This is a genomic window from Danxiaibacter flavus (assembly GCF_041060425.1).
GTDB lineage: Bacteria > Bacteroidota > Bacteroidia > Chitinophagales > Chitinophagaceae > Danxiaibacter > Danxiaibacter flavus.
In genome coordinates this window covers 279,129-298,379 of the sequence record NZ_JAULBC010000001.1, presented here as the reverse complement: position 1 = coordinate 298,379, position 19,251 = coordinate 279,129, and the positions used below count along the sequence as shown (strand labels likewise).

Below are 19,251 nucleotides of genomic sequence, written 5' to 3'. Positions count from 1 at the left end.
TCTACTGTTTGAATGTTGCTTATTTCTATGACATTGATTTAAATCTTAGCAGAAGAAGCAAACAACAATTGAACGCTTTCCTGTAATATTTTTTGCTTGTTTTCTTTAAAGGAGCGCATGTTATCAGCAGACAACCTCAGTTGCACTTTTTTACCTTCGGCTAATTGCTTATCAAAAAGCGGATTTAACTGATTAAATCTTACCAGGTCCAGTGACAAATATTTCGCAATTACTGAAGAATTGAATCTGCCGCTTATTTCTGTCGTTTCTGTACCCGCAAAAGAGGAATCGGGAGCCGGGGGCAACAAGGCTGCCATAGTAGATTTATGAGCCTCTGTTTCTTTCGCGGTCATGGTTGTCCATCCTCCACCACCTTCAAAAATATAGTGAGTGGCAATGAATTTTTTAACATGATTGCGTGTTTCCAGCGGCAAATAGCTCTGAAGTTCCCAGAAATCTTTACTGTCTGCTTTTTTAATTGCCTGTTTTAATCTGCCGACACCGCAATTATATGCCGCGATTACCAATAACCAATCGCCGAATTCAGCATATAATGACTTTAACAATTTGGCTGCCGCCGCAGTGCTTAAGGCAAAATCCTTTCTTTCATCCACTTTTCCTGCAACCTTAAGGTTGTAACGTTTAGCCTCGTCGCGCATCAATTGCCAGGGGCCTACTGCACCGGCTCCGGAAATTAATCCTGAACGAAGATGGCTTTCTATCACTGAAAGGTATTTCAGTTCCACCGGTAAATGATTTTGAGCCAGAACCCTGTCGTAAAGATCAAAATAAGGCTTGCCCCAACTTTTCATTTTTTCCAGCTCTTCTTCGTTTCTTTTGATGTACTCTTCTACGAAACTGATTGCTTTGGGATTTACCTGGAAAATGTAAGGCTTGGAAGGATCGAAACTATTGGCGAAAAGGCTGGAAAAACCCTTTTCTGTTTTACCGGAGCTACCGGTAGGCTTGTTTTTGTCATCCGTCGCGAAAGACATAAGGGAGAAAAACAACACCCCCGTTAATACAAAAGAAGCTACAGGCTTAAATTGTAGTAATAAAAATTTACGCATAATAAGGTCCTCAAACGCCGTTTACTCATTAAAAAATCACCGATCAACGATTCAAAACCGGTATAACATTATTTTGCTTAAACGCTATTACTTCTCAGAAATCTGTAAAAACACCTCTGAAATGCGGAGCAAAGCTAACTCACTAAAATGAGAAGTCATCACCTGAACACCAAAAGGCATGCCATTTGGATGAGTGAAGAGAGGAAGGGAAATTCCTGGAATTCCAACCAGGTTTGCGAAGACTGTATAAATGTCAGCCAGGAACATTTCAATAGGGTCATTGTTCATAGAACCAAGCTCAAACGCCGGTGTAGGAACAGTGGGAGAAATGATGGCATCAAAACGGCTGAAAATGGCCGAAGTTTGTTTAAGAAGTATGTTCCTAACCTGCTGCGCCTTAGTAAAATAGGCATCAAAATATCCGGCGCTCAAAACAAAGGTTCCGAGCATGATGCGGCGCTTAACTTCCTTACCGAAACCTTCACTTCTATTGTGCTTGTAAAAGTCTGCCAAATCTTCCGATGGAACGGCAGAACGATGGCCATATTTTACCCCGTCAAAGCGGGATAAGTTGCTCGAAGCCTCGGCTGTAGTAAGAATATAGTAAGCAGGAACAATATATTCAAGCAACTCAAAATCAATCGGTTCGACGATATAACCCTGAGCTGTTAAAGTTTTTAAAAATTGATTAAAAGATTGACTTATCGCAGGATCAAGCCCGGGGTGTTCGAGTGCTTCTTTAAAATATCCAATCTTTTTTGGAGCTGCACCGTTGTAATTTGAACTGTTCAATAATGACGAATAGGGAACAACGGGTTCTTTACTTGCAGTGCTATCAAAGTCGTCTTCACCGGCTATTACTTCAAGTGTAAGAGCGGCATCGGCTACGCTTTTTGCAAAAATACCTATCTGATCAAATGAAGATGCATATGCAATCAATCCATAGCGGGAAACGCGACCATAAGTGGGCTTTAGACCAACAATTCCGCAGAAATCTGCAGGTTGCCTCACTGAGCCGCCGGTATCACTTCCCAGGCTGATCATACACATGCCGGCCTGAACTGCCACAGCCGATCCTCCCGAAGATCCGCCAGGAACGCGCTTATTATCCGCTGCATTCAGTACGTTACCGTAAGCAGAATTCTCATTACTGCTTCCCATGGCAAATTCATCGCAGTTTTGACGGCCAATAATAATGGCGCCTTCCTGCAATAACCTGTCTACAGCCGTTGCATTATAAATTGAAGTAAATCCTTCCAGAATTTTGGAAGAGGCAGATAATTTATGGCCTTTATAAGCAATCACATCCTTAAGCCCGACAACCACACCATGTAGTTTACCAAGGGGCTTACCGTTATTCCGGTCCTGGTCCAACTGCCTGGCACGCGCTGCAGCTTCATCTGCAAAAACCTCCAAAAAAGCATTCAGATGCTTGTTCGAATCAATTACAGACAAATAATGGCTTACAACATCTTCACATGTTGTTTCACCATTTTGCAAAGCACTAACATAGTCTTCGATAGACGAGAAACTAAACAAAGGCCAAAAGCAGTTTTAAAACGTTAGAGAGAAAATCAGTTTTGAGATGAAGTTGTGGAACTAGTTGTTGTTGTTGTAGGCTGATTGTCTTTTTCATTCATACCTTCTTCTAATTCTTTTTTCACGTTGTTCTTGGCGTCATTGAATTCACGGATACCACGACCTAATCCTTTCATGAACTCAGGAATTTTACGGCCACCAAATAGAACTAATACGACAACTGCAATCAACAGGATTTCCTGGAAACCTAAATTACCCATTTTTAAAAATGTTTGAAGATGAAAACCAAAGTTAGAGATAAAAATAACACGGAAAGTTAACAACTAAATAAAAAAAGCGGAAGTAAAAACACTTCCGCTTTTGCAGTAATATTAGTTGATTAAACTCTTTTTTCTTTAATTCTTGCGCTCTTACCGCTGCGTGTACGCAGGTAATAAAGTTTAGCGCGACGCACTTTACCAACTTTGTTTAAAACGATAGAGTCAACGTTTGGTGATAAGAAAGGAAATATTCTTTCCACACCTACGCCGTCAGAAATCTTGCGTACAGTGAAAGTTGCTGTAGCGCCAGTTCCCTGAGTCTTTACCACATCGCCACGGAAGCTCTGGATACGCTCTTTACCGCCTTCCACAATTTTATAGTTTACAGTGATGTTATCACCTGCTTTAAACCTGGGATATTCTTTCTTCGCTGTTAATTGCTCATGCACAAATTGAACTGCTGCGTTCATAGCTTTAAAATTTAAAGGACGGCAAAGGTAACATTGCCTTCCACATTTTCCAAATAAAATCTCAAATTCTTTTTTATAATTCAGTCCCAAAAAGGGAACTCTTTCAATCACAATACCTTAGCGGGCTACATTCACCGCTCTCTTTTCGCGGATAACGGTAACCTTGATTTGTCCGGGATAGGTCATCTCCGTTTGAATCTTTTGCGCTATTTCAAAACTTAGTTTATCACTATCAGTATCCGAAACTTTTTCTGCTTCAACAATAACCCTCAATTCCCTGCCCGCCTGGATAGCGTAAGCTTTTTCAACACCCTGATACCCTAAAGCAAGGTTTTCAAGATCCTTAATACGTTGCAGGTATTGTTGCATAATCTCTCTTCTTGCACCGGGTCTCGCGCCGCTGATAGCATCGCAAGCCTGTACAATCGGAGAAATTACATACTGCATTTCCATTTCATCGTGGTGCGCGCCAATGGCATTCACAACTGCCGGGTTTTCACCAAATTTTTCAGCCAGTTTCGCGCCTAAAAGTGCGTGGCTCAATTCAGTTTCCTCATCAGGAACCTTTCCTATATCGTGTAACAAACCAGCTCTTTTTGCCAATTTGGGATTCAATCCAAGTTCAGCCGCCATGATTCCGCATAAATTCGCGACTTCACGACTATGCATTAACAAATTCTGACCATAAGAAGAACGGAATCTCATTTTACCTACAATACGCACAAGCTCTTTATGTAAACCGTGAATACCCAATTCTATAACTGTACGTTCACCAATTTCCATTACCTGCTCTTCCAGCTGCTTTCTTGTTTTCTCAACAACTTCTTCAATACGTGCGGGATGGATACGTCCGTCAGATACTAGTCTTTGTAGTGAAAGACGTGCAATTTCTCTTCTCAACGGATCGAAAGAGGAAAGAACAATTGCCTCAGGGGTATCATCCACAATTAAGTCAACGCCGGTTGCAGCCTCAATTGCACGGATGTTACGACCTTCGCGGCCAATGATCTGGCCTTTAATTTCGTCGCTTTCCAGGTTAAATACAGTTACTGTATTTTCAATCGTCTGCTCTGCAGCGGTACGCTGGATGGACTGAATTACAATTTTGCGCGCCTCTTTGTTGGCTTTCTGTTTAGCCTCTTCAACAATTTCCTGCTGTATGGCAAGAGCCTGTGTTTGAGCCTCCTGTTTAAGGCTTTCAACCAACTGAGACTTTGCCTCTTCTGCAGTTAAGCCGGCAATTTTTTCCAGACGGCGTATGTGTTCCTCCTGGTGTTTTTCCAGCTCAGTGCGTTTTAGGTTTACCACCTCAATCTGCCTGTTCAGGTTTTCCTTAATGGCTTCGTTTTCTTTGATCTGCTTGTCTAAAGCAGTGTCTTTTTGATTGATGGCAATTTCTTTTTGCTTAACACGGTTTTCGCCTTCGCTGATCTTTTTATTTCTTTCTAAAACCTCTTTGTCATGTTCAGCTTTAAGTTGAACGAACTTTTCTTTTGCCTCCAGCTGTTTTTCCTTTTTTATAGTCTCAGCTCTTAATTCAGCTTCCCTTATTAATGTATTTGCCTGTTGTTCTGCTTCTTCTACTTTCTTTTTGGTGTCTTTCGCAAAAATGAACTTACCCCCTACAATTCCTACTATTAGTGCAACCGCACCTATTATAATAGATATAACTGATTGATCCATGCTTGTGGTGTTTATTTTGATTCAATATCATATATCCCGTCTCCAATCTCATTAAAAATAAGAATGAGTGAGCGATAATTCGCGAAGATAAATAAACGAATGAAATAATACATTGCATGCGACGGCCTGTTTTTAGGGTTTTTTAGAAAGATTTTGCGTTGGTACCAGAAGCACAAACCCACCCCATGTCCTTCCGGCCAAAAAAGAGAACTAAAAAAATATTCCCGGGGATAGAACAAAAAGCTCTCAAATAGAGAAATTGGATGTAGGAATCAGCCTTAATTATATTGATAATCAACAATTTAAGTTTCTGGCATTTTAGTAGATATTCTATTCCTGTGTCTGTTTTACCTAAACTCTTCTATTAGGAATTTGGCGTTTGTGTTCATGGGCTTCTTTAACAGAGGTGTTTAAAGAGGCGTTTTTCAAGGAAATTGTAGGGAGGTGATCACGCCTCCTTTTTTATTTTTTATCAGAACAAATAGAATGTTTCATTTTCAAAATGAGAATACAATTCCCAATATGGAACTAAATCCCAGTTTTAAAAAATATAATCAGTTAAATACCAATATGTTGCAAAATAAAAGGCTGTTGGCATAAAATTAGAATGATATAAAGTGTCCGTTTTTAACCGTTCCCGACAACATGATTTATGTTGTTAATCAGGATTCAGGTTACTTCCATAAAGAAGTTTCCCCCTTTGAAAGAAAGAGACTATGTAAATAGTCTCTTTTTCTTTTTACAACCGTTTACTATTCCATTTTGGAGACGGATTTTTTCCCATTTCGAGACATTATCATTGCTTCCCAATTTGCAAACAGTTGATTATTAAACAAATAACAATTAGTTTACAATTGGCACCCAATTCGTATAGTTCTATTGTCCGTTTTTAATCGTGTAACTTGTACCACTTGTATAAGACACAATACATACTATTGGAGTTTGTGTTCAATACCCTATTTACGCTTCTTTGTAAGTGTAACACAAATAAAGGAGCAATAAAAAAAGAGGCCGAAAAGCCTCTTTTTTATTTTTATTTCTATTCCTTAATCCTGGTTAATTCAAAACGGGATTTTGTTTTTTCATAAGCTCTTCATCCTGCTTAATCTTCTTTTCCCATTCCCATGCAGTTTTCATCATATCATCCAATCCAAATTGTATTTTCCAATCCAGAGAAGATACTGCATGATTGTTATTTGCATAAATAGCGATAACATCGCCTGGTCTTCGTGGACCAATCTTGTAATTCAATTTTTGGCCGGTTACCTTTTCAAATGCATTTATTGCCTCGAGTACAGTAACTCCGTTGCCGGTTCCCAAATTGAAAACTTCGTTCTTTTGTTTGTTCTTTTTATTAAGCAGAAATTTTATTGCGAGTGTATGTGCATTTGCAATGTCGCAAACATGGATAAAGTCTCTTACACAGCTTCCATCCCTTGTATCATAATCATCTCCAAAAACAGTCATCTGCGGTAATTTACCAATAGCCGTTTGTGTAATCACCGGCACAAGGTTTTGTGGTTTGCCCAATGGCAATTCCCCAATCAGGTTATCCGGATGAGCACCTACAGGGTTAAAGTAGCGCAGCAATATTGCAGATGTGTCTGATACTTTGGTAAAGTCTTTAATGATCTCCTCTCCCATTTGTTTTGTAGCACCATAAGGAGATTCTGCTTTTTTGATAGGAGATTCTTCAGTAACCGGAATAACGTCCGGGTTTCCATAAACGGTACAGGAAGAAGAAAATACAAAATGGGGAACTTTAAATTCCTTTACACATTTAAGCAGGTTTACCAGCGAATACAGGTTGTTTTCGTAATAATCCAATGGCTTTTCAACTGATTCACCCACGGCTTTGTATGCTGCAAAATGAATCACGCCGGAGATGTCATCATTTTCCTGGAAAACAGCCAGCGTTTCATCAAAATTCTTTAGATCAACCTTGTAGTTTTTCAGCTTTTTGCCGGTGATCTGTTCAATACCGTTTAAAAGGTATGTTGTAGAACGTGAATTATCATCTATCGAAACAACGTCAAATCCGTTTTGGATAAGATCAACTACGGTATGCGAACCTATATATCCGCAACCTCCGGTAACTAGAATTTTGGGCATGTTGGCTGATTTTGATACACTAATTGAATACGACAATATTATTAAAAAAAGCCGTACTAGACAATAAGTTTAATTACATAATAGAAGCCAGCAGCCATGATAGCGCTGATAGGTATGGTTAATACCCACGCCCACAAAAGATTTACTGTAACACCCCAACGTACCGCAGACAAACGTTTTGTTGCACCTACACCAATTATAGAACCGGTAATAGTATGCGTTGTACTTACTGGTATACCTAAATGTTCGGTTATATACAAGGTTATGGCGCCGGCAGTTTCGGCACTTACACCTTCAAGCGGGGTTACCTTGGTTATTTTGGTACCCATTGTCTTTACAATCTTCCAGCCACCACTCATTGTACCTAAGCCAATGGCGAGGAAAGAACAGAATGGCACCCATGAATAATGGATAACGAATTCGTTAAACGTAAGCGTGTTGCCCACTGTGCTTTGCTGATAAATGATTGCGGCGCCAATAATACCCATCACTTTTTGTGCATCATTTCCACCGTGACCAAGACTGAATGCTGCAGAGGAAAGCAGCTGTAATCTCTTGAACCAGCTCTCCGCCTTAAAGGGATTACTTCGTCTACATAGATGGACAATAATAATGGTTATGATAAAGGCTATGACCATCCCAATTAAAGGCGCGAGGAAAATGAAAAGAAATGTAGGAATTACTTTAGCATAGTTGATAACGGTAATCCCATCCCCATGAAAGCCGCCCGCGTATGCAATTGCGGCTCCCATAAATCCACCTATAAGTGTGTGTGAGGAGCTGGATGGAATACCGAACCACCAGGTGATCAGGTTCCATACAATGGCGGCCAACAGTCCTGCGAATATTACTTCCAGTGTAATGAAATGCTCATTTACTGTTTTGGCGATAGTGTTACCAATTTTGAATTCACCTATGATATAGCGTGAAATAAAGAAGGCTGCAAAATTGAAGAGCGCCGCCCAAAGAACTGCCTGGAACGGAGTCAATACTTTTGTTGAAACTATTGTGGCAATTGAGTTGGCTGCATCATGGAAACCGTTAATAAAATCAAATATGAAAGCTAATACAATAATGAGTATGAGTAATGTTGTCATAAATTTAGTTTTCCTTCTACGGAAAGCCCTGTAACAAACCGGTACTAGGCGTATTTAACAATGATTGATTCTATAACATTCGCGGCATCTTCGCATTTGTCTGTTACAGTTTCCATTGCCTGGTAGATCTCTCTCTTTTTAATCAGCTCTTTTACATCCACTTCATTTTGGAACAGCATTTCAATACTCATATCAAAAACATCATCAGCCTGGTTTTCAACGCTGTTGATTCTAACCATGGCTTCTGTCATTTGCCTCAGGTTCTTCATATCCCTAAGGCCATAAACAGCAGTTTTAATTTCGTTTGCACCCATTTCGATAAGGTCAGCCAGCTTTTTAATGCCGCTGTCGTTAGGGTTTACCTTATAAAAATTGATCTTCTTGGCGGAAGAGAAAATATAGTCACATATATCATCGAGGGCAGAAGCCAGGTAGTGAATATCCTCCCTGTCGAAAGGAGTGATAAAGTTGCGACCAAGTTCAGTGAAAATTCTGTGTGTATGGTCGTCGTTTTTATGTTCCAGATCCTCAATTTGCTTAATTACAGCATTGCGGCGGTCATAATCCGGCTCGTTAACCATGGTCTTTAGCAGTTGTCCCATTTGGCTAACGGTAATAGCTACATCTTCAAACAACTCGTAAAAAATCTTGTTCTTTGGCATGAATAACTTGCCAAAAGTGTTAATGCCCATATCTGGAATTTTGGCGCAAAAATAAAACTATGATCTGTGCAAGCCGTAAAAAGCCGACAGTTAACAATAACTTAATATAGAAATAACATTACCCGTAAACCTTTTGTTCATATGTATTTTCTCTTTTTTATGCTGTTAACATTCACATAATACTGGGTTAACAATTCAGTAATATACAAGTTCGTGATTTGCGGAAAATTAACAAAAATGCGCAAGCTATTTTCAATTGCTTCGGTGATCCTTTTTGCCTTGCTATGCACATTGGTGACCTATGGACAGGAAACGACTTCAACGTTAAATGGTTTTGTTTCTGATGCTGCCGGTAAAGCCATTAGCGGAGCAACAATTTCATTAAAGCACGAGCCAACAGGCTACGAAACTCATACCCAGACAAACAACAAAGGGTATTTTTCTTCTCCTAACCTGAAGCCAGGAGGCCCTTATACTATTAAGATCTCTTTTGTGGGATTTAAAGATGAAACACTAACTGATATCGCTTTGTCTTTAGGCAACAACCCGGACCTAAAGGTGGCATTAAGCACTTCTTCAAATGATCTGAAAGAAGTTACTGTAATGTCTTCAGGAAGAAGAGCTTCTCCATCAGGCCTGACTGTGGGAACAAGACAACTGAACACCTTACCTACCCTGGGAAGAAGCATCAGCGATTTTACACGCTTAACGCCTCAGTCTAACAACAACTCGTTCGCAGGAACTAACTTCAGATATAACAATATTACGCTTGATGGTGCTGTGAACAATGACGCAATAGGCTTTAGCAACTCTTTTGGAGGTGTTAGTGGTGGCGGTCAAAGCGGAACAGCCGGTTCAGGTACAAGAACCAACCCTTATAGTCTAGATGTGATCCAGGAAGTACAGGTTCAGCTTTCTCCATACGATGTGAAGCTGGGTAACTTTACCGGCGGTAGTGTTAACGCCGTAACAAAAAGCGGTTCAAATGACATCCACGGATCTGTTTACGGCTATGGAAGAAACCAATCACTGGTAGGTAAAAGTGTTGATGGTCAGAAAACCAAGATCGGTTCTGATTTTTACGATTATCAATACGGTGCAACCCTGAGTGGGCCCATCATCAAAAACAAATTGTTCTTTATTGTTAATGGTGAAATTACACGCAGACAAGAGCCTACTTTTTTCAATGCAGGTGACAAAGGTGCGGCTGTTACAGTTGCTGATGCACAAAGAATTGCTGCAGCATATCAAGCCGCAGGTTTTGATGCAGGTTCTTATGACAAATACAAAATCTTTACAAACAGTGATAAATTCTTCGCCCGTATAGATTACAACATTAATGCGAACAACTCATTAATGGTCAGAGCAATCTATACAAATGGTGAGGGTAACAACCTTGAGCGTACAAACACTACATTCCAGTTTTCATCAACAGACTTTACACAACATACAAAGAACGTGAATGTTGTTGCAGAACTGAAGAGCAAACTGAGCAACTCAGTAAACAACAACCTGATAGTTAGCTATATCAATGTTCATGATTACAGAGATTTTCCTCGCAGCGGAAATACACCTTCTCCTTATATTGATATTACCAACGGAGCAGGCAACGTGTGGTTAGGTACATGGCGCGAAGCTGCTATTTACAATACCCGCCAGAAAACGATTGAACTTACTGATAACGTTAGCTGGACAAAAGGCATCAACAAGTTCACTTTTGGTACGCACAACGAGTTCTATGACTTTAATTACGGATTTATTAACTCGTGGAACGGCCGTTGGCAATACGGTACCGTTGATAACTTTGTAAACAATATTCCAAGCCGTATTCGTGGTACTTTCGCTTTTGACCAGGGTAAAAACAACTTTACCAACCTTTCCGAGAATACACCTGGAGCTAAGTTTAACGTAGCAATGCTGAGTGCTTATGCGCAGGATGAAATTTCTTTAACCAAGAACTTCAAACTGACTCCGGGTCTCCGCATTGACTATTCTTATGTTGGGGATCAACCACAACTGGATAAGGATTTGAACAGCATTACAAATGACACACACGAATCCGGAACCTATAGTCATACTCCTTTCAGTCAACTGAATAACAAATGGCTGGGTAACGCAACTATTTCACCAAGATTGGGATTCAACTGGGATATCAACAATGATCAATCTGTAGTGTTAAGAGGTGGTAGCGGCATTTTCACCGGAAGAGTTCCGTTCGCATGGTTAGGTTATGCTTATACACTTAATGGTAACGACTACGGCAACATCGACTACAAGAATTCAAACAACGGTTATGTTCCTTTAGTAGGACCCAATCAACTGGTTGATACAATCGGCAAATATGGTGGAGCAGGCGCAGTAAATAAAAGAGAGCTTGACCTGATTGACAACAATTTCAAAATGCCAACTATCTGGCGTTCAAATATTGCAGCCGATTTCAAATTCGGCAATGGATATAAACTTACATTGGATGCGATGTACACCAAGACCATCAACGATGTTATGTTCCAGCAGATCAACAAGAAAGACAGTGGTGTGAAGTACTACAGCACAGGACCTACACAAACGCCTCTGTATACAGGTGGTGATGTTAGCAGTAAATATTCAAGCGTGTTCTTATTAAGCAATACAAAAGAGGGATACCGCTACAATCTTACTGCACAGCTGTCAAAAGTTACCAACAATATTAAACTCGGTGCGAAAAACCTGATGAACATTAACTGGTCTGCAGCTTACACTTATGGCATGTCTAAAGACATCAGCAATGGTATTCGTAACTCATTCCAAAGTAACTGGGATTATAACCCTGCAATCTCTGCAAACAATCCGCAACTTGCCTATTCAAACTTTGATTTGCGTCATCGCATAGTTGCTTTTGCAGGAACAAGTGTTAACTGGAATGGTTCGAATACAAACATCACTTCATTAAGTTTTGTTTATTCAGGTCAGAGTGGTAGCCCATACAGCCTTGTTTACACCGGCGCACCGGGCGGCATCATCAATGGTAACGCAGCGTTGCCTTATATTCCAAAGAGTCAGTCAGATATCAACCTGAAAGATCCTTCTCAGTGGAACGATCTGAATGCCTTCATCGAAGGTGATAAATACCTGAAAGGCCACCGTGGTCAGTATGCTTCAAGAAATGCACTTCGCACTCCATGGAACCATACGCTTGATTTAAAGCTGATGCACGAATTCAGATTTAAAGGCAACAACAAACAGCATTCACTTCAGTTAAGCCTGGATATGTTTAACTTCCTGAACTTCCTGAATAATGACTGGGGACACATTACTTTCGTAAGTAACACAAACAACTATACAGTTAACTTCCTGAAGTTTGAAACAGATGCTAACGGTATTAAACCAGGCAATCCAAGTTCAGATCCTGCGAAGAACTATACGCCAACGTTCAGCTTCCAGAAACCAACAACTGATAACGGCAAATACTATACGGTTGACCCGCTTAACAGCCGCTGGCAAGCACAATTAGGATTGAAATACACATTCTAATAATATAGCTAAGGTATAATTAAAAAGGGGCTGTTCCGGAAACGGATGCGGCCCTTTTTGTTACGCAAAAACCTGATGGCTGAATTGAGGGATGATTTATTGATCGCTGATTTTTTTTTTCTCTGATTTGTACGAAATGAGCGTACTGCCCAATATTGAAAATGACCTGATAAACCTTAAATCTTCCTTTTCGAATAAATAATGTTAACTCTTGTTTGCAGGTAGAACCTAAGGAAATCAGAGATCAGCGATCAAAAATCAGACATGGTGCCTTCCTCCGCTTTGTTAATAGTTTATTCACGTGCGGTTAAATATTAGTTCATATTGCGAAGACATCTTTGTGGAAGAATAATAGCAAGCAAACAAATTAGTCAGTAGATTTTCTCATGTCGGCCCCGATGTCTATCGGGGTTTTGTTTTTTAAATCACGGAGCTTTTATGTATTAGCTCATTGACTGTAAATGATTGGTACTGCGCTTCACTGTCCACGTGTAACGCTATCAAAGTCGTTCTCACCCGAACGCTGATCAAACGTTGGGGATCGCTATGATTGGTATTTGGCAAAACCACCTGTCTTTGAGGAAGGGAATTGAATGACATCCTGCTCGTCCTGTTGAGCGCGTTCTTGCTTTTTAAGCTTTTCCGCTTTCCCGTCGATTAACCATTTAGCAAGTAAAAATCCGGACAAAGAAAATAGTAAAGCAATAACTGCAACAGAATATTCATTCATAACAAGAGCCCCAAGGAAAAACACGAATCCTGGAAGCAAAATTGCAAAGGCAGCAAGAATAACCCTGCTGTGCTTATATAATTCAATCGTTGAAGCTGTGCGAAGCAAACGCTTATCGTCATCCTCAATTCTGTTCAACACTTTCATAGCGTTTCAATTATGGTGCTGCTGTAAAGGTCTGCATATTTATGCTGAAATAAACCTTGCCCAGAGTTAAAACGCGGGCATTTAGGGCAATTTAACATGCAACTTCTAACGCTGCCTAAAACTAAAGTTTCTAAATTCAAGGTGTTCAAATGCTTATTGCGAACACTGGTAATAATGCTTATAAAGGAAATAAAAATGCATTATTGCGATTTAACTTTTCATTCACCAAAACAAGAGCTTTTTGATCCATTACCTTATTTCTTTTTCATTTTAGATATTGCTCTTATCCAGTCGTACCATTCATTCATCCCTTCATTAAGTCGACAGGAAAGTATTATGCAACGCAAATCATTATTCACCTTTCGAATATTTGCTTTCAGGTATTCTAGATCAATATCAACATACGGCAACAGATCACTTTTGCTAATCAGACATAAGTCTGCCGTTTTATACATCTCAGGATACACCAAAGGCTTTTCTTCCCCTTCCGTTACACTCAAAATAACAACCCGTTTTTGCTCACCCACGTCGTGTAAAGTTGGGCAAAGCGGAGCCGCCAGGTTCTCAATAAACAAAACTGAATTATTTTCCGGCTTCAATATCTTCAACGCATCATTAATCATCTGGCTAAAAAGCTGGCATCCATCACCCGTACGTAAACTTATTACCCTGGCCTCAGTTTCTTCAATTCTTTTAGTATCGTAGTTGCTATGTCTATCAGTTTCAATTACAGAGAAACAGATTTCACCGGAAAGAGCAGTAATGGTATTCTCAAGCAAGCTGGTTTTACCCGCACCTGATGCTCCCAACAAGTTAATAGCAACAATATTCTTTGACTCAAAATAGAACCGGTTCCTTGCAGCAGGTATTTCATTCCCATCTGACGAAACCGACGAACGGCTTTCAGAGCCCGGGTGTTTATTTCTTTCCGTATTTTGATCATGCGCGTGCACATGACCGTTCGCGCAGTTAGCACATCGTCCGCAACTTTTCTCGTGTTCCGGACTGTTTTCCCATTTGCTATGGCAACCACTCATAAGTGATTATTACTTGAGTTGTTTGAATTCAAATATATCCATCAGAAATTTCATCGCTCACTGTTCTTCCTGATAAACAAAAAGTAAAAAGCCGATGCAACGAATGTTATTACAACTACGTCAAATGGCTCAAATAAATAGCGTGATGTGTTGGAAGATGCACCCTCTGTAATACCAGTTTGAACAGGAGTTCCCAAAGTCACTACCCAGGCTAATAATGAGCAACAGGCAATGGCCAGTTTCTTTTTCATATGGCTTGATTTAAATAACAAGAAGACAAGCCGCTTGGATACAACGGCTCGTATGGCATATTGCAACTTAACTTATGTTGGGGGCAAAAAATATGAGATAAGTCAGCTTTGGCAATTTTTAATACATGCCCATAGATACGGAGAACCTAAGCTGATCCAACTTTGCGGAACAAAAAATGCCGCCCTGAACCAGGAGCGGCATATTCACATTTTTTATTGCGCAGGCTTATTTTGAAGTAAGGCTGGCAACCATATATTCTTTGTTCAATCTCGCAATGTTCTCAATAGTAATACCTTTTGGACAGGTGGCCTCACATGCTCCTGTAGCGGTACATGAACCAAAGCCTTCTTTATCCATTTGAGCTACCATGTTAACAACACGCGTTTTGCGCTCAGGATCACCCTGTGGTAACAATGCAAGATGCGCCACTTTAGCACTCACAAATAACAGTGCAGAGCTGTTTTTACAAGCCGCAACGCAGGCACCGCAACCTATACAGGCCGCAGCAGCAAAGGCAGCATCAGCTTTCTCTTTTTCAACAGGAAGCGCGTTTGCATCAACGGCATTACCTGTGTTTACTGAAATATAACCGCCTGCCTGGATAATTCTGTCAAAAGAAGTACGATCTACAACAAGGTCCTTCACCACAGGGAACGCTTTAGCCCTCCAGGGTTCAACAACAATTGTATCGCCATCTTTAAATGCACGCATGTGCAACTGGCAGGTGGTGTTTTGTGTCCATGGACCATGAGGCTTACCATCAATGTACATCGAGCACATACCGCAAATACCTTCGCGACAATCGTGATCAAATGCAATAGGATCTTTTCCTTCCCTGATCAGGCGCTCATTCAATACATCAAACATTTCGAGAAAAGACATCTCGCTCGATATATCGCTCACCTGGTAAGTTTCAAAATTTCCCCTATCGTTGGCATTTTTCTGCCTCCATACTTTCAGCGTAAGATTCATGGTATTATGTTCCATAGAAAAACGTGCTTATGTGATGTGACACACTTTACATTTTCGCGCATCACAGGATTATTTTTTCAATTGAAAATTTCAAACATCAGTAAGTCGGCTGTTCACTTACAACTTATAACGTAAAACGTACAACTTACTTATAACTTCTCTGACTTGGTTTTACCACTTCGTAATCCAAAGATTCTTTGTGTAACTCCCAATTATGGTCGCCTTTGTATTCCCAGGCAGACACATACATGAACCTGTCGTCGTGACGTAATGCTTCACCTTCTTCAGTCTGGCTTTCTTCACGGAAGTGACCGCCGCAACTTTCTGCGCGATCAAGAGCGTCTTTACACATTAACTCACCCAACTCGATAAAGTCCGCAACGCGACCTGCCTTATCCAGCTCGAAGTTCATTTCATTTATTTCACCCGGAATCCTGAGGTCGCTCCAGAATTCTTTTTTCAACGCCTGAATTTCAGTGATCGCTTCCTGCAGACCCTGGCTGTTACGAGCCATACCACATTTATCCCACATGATCTTTCCTAAGCGTTTGTGGAAGCTTTCGACAGTTTGTGCTCCTTTAATGCTCATCAGCTTTTCAATACGGTCCTTCACTGACTTTTCAGCAGCTTCGAAAGCGGCGTGCGAAGTTGGGATTGCACTCGTACGGATTTCATCTGCCAGGTAGTTACCAAGCGTATAAGGAATTACAAAATATCCGTCTGCAAGGCCCTGCATTAGTGCCGAAGCACCCAGGCGGTTTGCACCGTGATCGCTAAAGTTAGCTTCACCAAGTGCATATAAGCCAGGAACAGTTGTCATTAATTCATAGTCAACCCACAAGCCACCCATTGTATAGTGAACAGCAGGGTAAATGCGCATCGGAACCTCATATGGATTTTCACCTGTGATCTTTTCATACATGTCGAACAGGTTTCCATATTTTTCTTTCACCACATCCTTACCCATTGCGATGATCTCTTCTTTGGAAGCATGATCAAGACCGCGTTTGTTGGCTTCACCCTTTCCATATCTCTCTATCGCTGCTGCATAATCAAGATATACAGCTTGTTTAGAAGATCCTACGCCATAACCTGCATCACATCTTTCTTTTGCAGCACGGCTGGCCACGTCACGCGGAACCAGGTTACCGAATGCCGGATATCTTCTTTCCAGGTAATAATCTCTTTCTTCTTCAGGAATTTCGTTAGGCCTGCGGTTATCACCTTGTTTTTTGGGCACCCAGATCCTACCGTCATTACGCAACGATTCACTCATCAGCGTTAATTTACTCTGATGATCACCACTTACGGGAATACAGGTAGGGTGGATCTGTGTAAAACAAGGATTACCAAAATAAGCTCCTGCTTTATGTGCTTTCCATGCAGCAGTAACATTGCTGCCCATTGCGTTGGTTGAAAGGTAGAATACGTTACCGTATCCACCACTACACAATAGAACGCAATGTCCGAAATGTCTTTCCAGTTTGCCGGTGATCAGGTCACGGGTGATGATGCCACGTGCCTTTCCGTCAATCACAACCACTTCTAACATTTCGTGACGGTTATACATATCAACATTACCAAGAGCAACCTGTCTTTCCAGTGCCTGGTATGCACCTATTAATAATTGCTGACCAGTTTGGCCGGCAGCATAAAAAGTTCTTTGCACCTGGGTACCACCAAAGCTACGGTTGCTCAATAATCCACCATATTCACGTGCAAAGGGTACACCCTGGGCAACGCATTGGTCTATAATATTGGCACTAACTTCTGCAAGGCGGTGCACATTGGCCTCTCTTGCACGGTAGTCGCCACCTTTAATTGTATCGTAAAACAGGCGAAAAACGCTGTCACCATCATTCTGATAATTCTTTGCAGCATTTATACCACCCTGAGCAGCAATGGAGTGCGCACGGCGGGGAGAATCCTGAAAACAAAATGCCTTCACTTTATAACCCAGCTCGCCTAATGCAGCGGCTGCTGAAGCGCCTGCCAGCCCTGTACCCACAATGATCACTTCCAGTTTACGCTTGTTGGCAGGATTAACCAATTTGCAATGACCTTTATAATCGGTCCATTTTTGATCTAATGGCCCTGAAGGAATTTTTGCATCTAACATACGTCGCAGATTTAACTGATTTAGTCTGATTATTCTGATTAAATGACCACGCAATTTTTCTTTGCGTACGGGCTTTTTAGCTTAACCAATGGAAGTACATGCTCACCGGCATCATAATGAAAGCCAGGGAAACTATAATGGCAAACGCATAGCCAAAGTTGGTTAGCATTACATTATACTTTTTGTTGTAAACGCCAAGGCTTCTGAATGCGCTCTGAAAACCATGAGCAAGGTGATATGCTAAAGAAATACAACCTAATATATATACTACAACAATCCAGGTTACTTCAAACCTGTTTTGCATTAACGCGTATAAATTGTGAACGGTTTTTCCATCGCTGAGGGTAACATCCTCAACACCGGTAAAACGGGATGGGATCCAGAAGTCGATCCAGTGAATTACCAGGAACAACAGGATGATAGTGCCTAAAAGGCCCATGCTTCTGCTGTACCATTTGCTACCGCGATTGCCGTAACTTACAGCATAAGCAGTTCCACGCTTGCTACGGTTGGATACTTCCAGCATTAACCCCTGGATGATGTGAATGAAAATAAAAACAAACAATCCAACTTCTAAAATCCTCATTACAACGGTCGCGCCCATAAAGTGAGCCGCCCTGTTGAACATTTCACCACCATCGTTTGCCCAGATACAGGCATTTAATCCTACGTGTACAATCAAAAAAAGAATCAGGAAAATTCCGCTTAAGCCCATCGTCAATTTCCTTCCTACAGCAGAAGTGAAAATTTGTTTCAAGGTCATACTGACAAGTGTTGTTTGTGAGAAAATCGCTGCAAAAATAGGACATGATTGCCACCGAATTGTAAAAAAAATAAAAAAAGCTGTCAGCTATTAGCTATCAGCTATCAGCATTGTATCGCTCTGATCTTGTATTGACGCACATTTGAGATAGAATTTCTTCCCTTCAATAAATATTTATAAACGCTGATTTAAATAGCTTTCACATATCAATGGAAAAGAAAAAATCCGACAAATCACTGGAAGCTTTCAGCTGTCAGCTATCAGCTATCAGCAGCTCATCCTTCCGATTTTGTGTTGACTCAGATCTGAGATAGAATACTTCACCTTATAATAGATATTTATAAACGCTCATTGATAACTAACACCAGAAAAGAAAAAATCCAATAAATCTTAAAAATCCTTCCTAATCCCGGTCCCATCTTCCGCTCATCTAAATTTTCAAAAATCCTAATAAACAAAAAGCTTTTAGCTCTAAGCTATCAGCAGTTCATCCTCCCGATCTTGAATTGACTCAGATCTGAGATAAAATCCTTTACTAAATTATAAGTATTTATCATCGCTCATTTAATATCTGTCATGCATGAAAACGTGACTACTCCACAAAAAAATCCTGCAAATCTCCAAATCCCATTAATCCCGGTCCCATTTTCCGCTCATCTAAATTTTCAAAAATCCTAATAAACAAAAAGCTTTTAGCTCTAAGCTATCAGCTATCAGCAGTTCATCCTTCCGATCTTGAATTGACTCAGATCTGAGATAAAATCCTTTACTAAATTATAAGTATTTATCATCGCTCATTTAATATCTGTCATGCATGAAAACGTGACT

15 protein-coding genes are annotated in these 19,251 nt (G+C 40.5%); 1 reads left to right on the top strand and 14 read right to left on the bottom strand.

The genetic code is table 11. The annotated features are described in order from the left end of the window. Window positions 1-38 precede the first annotated feature (38 nt). From QTN47_RS01175 to QTN47_RS01140, 8 genes are all read right to left on the bottom strand, one after another. The gene (locus tag QTN47_RS01175; protein WP_369327472.1) at window positions 39-1,070 is read right to left on the bottom strand and encodes a lytic transglycosylase domain-containing protein; all 1,032 of its coding nucleotides are present in this window, start codon (window positions 1,068-1,070) and stop codon (window positions 39-41) included. An 87-nt stretch (window positions 1,071-1,157) separates the two neighbouring features. Next, window positions 1,158-2,609 carry an Asp-tRNA(Asn)/Glu-tRNA(Gln) amidotransferase subunit GatA gene (gene gatA / locus QTN47_RS01170; protein WP_369327471.1) on the bottom strand — a complete coding sequence of 484 codons (1,452 nt, stop codon included), beginning with the start codon at window positions 2,607-2,609 and terminating at the stop codon, window positions 1,158-1,160. Window positions 2,610-2,644: 35 nt separating this feature from the next. After that, the gene (locus QTN47_RS01165) at window positions 2,645-2,869 is read right to left on the bottom strand and encodes a Sec-independent protein translocase subunit TatA/TatB (protein ID WP_369327470.1); all 225 of its coding nucleotides are present in this window, start codon (window positions 2,867-2,869) and stop codon (window positions 2,645-2,647) included. Between the two features lie 119 nt (window positions 2,870-2,988). Beyond that, the gene (gene rplS / locus QTN47_RS01160; protein WP_369327469.1) at window positions 2,989-3,339 is read right to left on the bottom strand and encodes a 50S ribosomal protein L19; all 351 of its coding nucleotides are present in this window, start codon (window positions 3,337-3,339) and stop codon (window positions 2,989-2,991) included. Between the two features lie 117 nt (window positions 3,340-3,456). Next, on the bottom strand, window positions 3,457-5,022 hold the full coding sequence (gene rny, locus QTN47_RS01155; protein WP_369327468.1) for a ribonuclease Y: 1,566 nt from the start codon (window positions 5,020-5,022) through the stop codon (window positions 3,457-3,459). A 1,056-nt stretch (window positions 5,023-6,078) separates the two neighbouring features. Further along, a complete protein-coding gene (galE, locus tag QTN47_RS01150; protein WP_369327467.1) occupies window positions 6,079-7,134 on the bottom strand; it encodes a UDP-glucose 4-epimerase GalE in 1,056 nt (351 codons plus the stop codon). A 56-nt stretch (window positions 7,135-7,190) separates the two neighbouring features. Beyond that, window positions 7,191-8,231, bottom strand: a complete 1,041-nt coding sequence (locus QTN47_RS01145; protein WP_369327466.1) for an inorganic phosphate transporter — start codon at window positions 8,229-8,231, stop codon at window positions 7,191-7,193. Between the two features lie 44 nt (window positions 8,232-8,275). Further along, entirely contained in the window at window positions 8,276-8,923 is a 648-nt protein-coding gene (locus QTN47_RS01140; protein ID WP_369327465.1) for a DUF47 domain-containing protein, read from the bottom strand. 207 nt (window positions 8,924-9,130) lie between these two features. On the opposite strand from QTN47_RS01140, the gene QTN47_RS01135 reads away from it, so the two are divergent. After that, window positions 9,131-12,403, top strand: a complete 3,273-nt coding sequence (locus QTN47_RS01135) for a TonB-dependent receptor (RefSeq protein ID WP_369327464.1) — start codon at window positions 9,131-9,133, stop codon at window positions 12,401-12,403. A gap of 544 nt (window positions 12,404-12,947) precedes the next feature. On the opposite strand, the gene QTN47_RS01130 is transcribed toward QTN47_RS01135, so the two are convergent. The 6 genes from QTN47_RS01130 to QTN47_RS01105 all read right to left on the bottom strand — a co-directional run bounded on the left by QTN47_RS01130 (window position 12,948) and on the right by QTN47_RS01105 (window position 18,423). Further along, the gene (locus QTN47_RS01130; protein WP_369327463.1) at window positions 12,948-13,280 is read right to left on the bottom strand and encodes a hypothetical protein; all 333 of its coding nucleotides are present in this window, start codon (window positions 13,278-13,280) and stop codon (window positions 12,948-12,950) included. 254 nt (window positions 13,281-13,534) lie between these two features. After that, a complete protein-coding gene (gene hypB / locus QTN47_RS01125; RefSeq protein WP_369327462.1) occupies window positions 13,535-14,317 on the bottom strand; it encodes a hydrogenase nickel incorporation protein HypB in 783 nt (260 codons plus the stop codon). 50 nt (window positions 14,318-14,367) lie between these two features. Beyond that, window positions 14,368-14,568 (bottom strand): hypothetical protein, encoded by a 201-nt coding sequence (locus tag QTN47_RS01120; RefSeq protein WP_369327461.1) that lies wholly within the window; start codon window positions 14,566-14,568, stop codon window positions 14,368-14,370. A 226-nt stretch (window positions 14,569-14,794) separates the two neighbouring features. After that, entirely contained in the window at window positions 14,795-15,556 is a 762-nt protein-coding gene (locus QTN47_RS01115; protein ID WP_369327460.1) for a succinate dehydrogenase/fumarate reductase iron-sulfur subunit, read from the bottom strand. Window positions 15,557-15,686: 130 nt separating this feature from the next. After that, window positions 15,687-17,660, bottom strand: a complete 1,974-nt coding sequence (locus QTN47_RS01110) for a fumarate reductase/succinate dehydrogenase flavoprotein subunit (protein ID WP_369327459.1) — start codon at window positions 17,658-17,660, stop codon at window positions 15,687-15,689. Between the two features lie 76 nt (window positions 17,661-17,736). Beyond that, window positions 17,737-18,423, bottom strand: a complete 687-nt coding sequence (locus tag QTN47_RS01105) for a succinate dehydrogenase cytochrome b subunit (RefSeq protein ID WP_369327458.1) — start codon at window positions 18,421-18,423, stop codon at window positions 17,737-17,739. Window positions 18,424-19,251: the final 828 nt, after the last annotated feature.

Coding starts and splice junctions, on each gene's coding strand:
- hypB (WP_369327462.1), bottom strand. CDS start 14,317: ATGAGTGGTTGCCATAGCAAATGGGAAAACAGTCCGGAACACGAGAAA.
- QTN47_RS01165 (WP_369327470.1), bottom strand. CDS start 2,869: ATGGGTAATTTAGGTTTCCAGGAAATCCTGTTGATTGCAGTTGTCGTA.
- galE (WP_369327467.1), bottom strand. CDS start 7,134: ATGCCCAAAATTCTAGTTACCGGAGGTTGCGGATATATAGGTTCGCAT.
- QTN47_RS01120 (WP_369327461.1), bottom strand. CDS start 14,568: ATGAAAAAGAAACTGGCCATTGCCTGTTGCTCATTATTAGCCTGGGTA.
- QTN47_RS01135 (WP_369327464.1), top strand. CDS start 9,131: ATGCGCAAGCTATTTTCAATTGCTTCGGTGATCCTTTTTGCCTTGCTA.
- QTN47_RS01140 (WP_369327465.1), bottom strand. CDS start 8,923: ATGGGCATTAACACTTTTGGCAAGTTATTCATGCCAAAGAACAAGATT.
- QTN47_RS01130 (WP_369327463.1), bottom strand. CDS start 13,280: ATGAAAGTGTTGAACAGAATTGAGGATGACGATAAGCGTTTGCTTCGC.
- QTN47_RS01145 (WP_369327466.1), bottom strand. CDS start 8,231: ATGACAACATTACTCATACTCATTATTGTATTAGCTTTCATATTTGAT.
- QTN47_RS01115 (WP_369327460.1), bottom strand. CDS start 15,556: ATGGAACATAATACCATGAATCTTACGCTGAAAGTATGGAGGCAGAAA.
- QTN47_RS01175 (WP_369327472.1), bottom strand. CDS start 1,070: ATGCGTAAATTTTTATTACTACAATTTAAGCCTGTAGCTTCTTTTGTA.
- rplS (WP_369327469.1), bottom strand. CDS start 3,339: ATGAACGCAGCAGTTCAATTTGTGCATGAGCAATTAACAGCGAAGAAA.
- QTN47_RS01105 (WP_369327458.1), bottom strand. CDS start 18,423: ATGACCTTGAAACAAATTTTCACTTCTGCTGTAGGAAGGAAATTGACG.
- QTN47_RS01110 (WP_369327459.1), bottom strand. CDS start 17,660: ATGTTAGATGCAAAAATTCCTTCAGGGCCATTAGATCAAAAATGGACC.
- rny (WP_369327468.1), bottom strand. CDS start 5,022: ATGGATCAATCAGTTATATCTATTATAATAGGTGCGGTTGCACTAATA.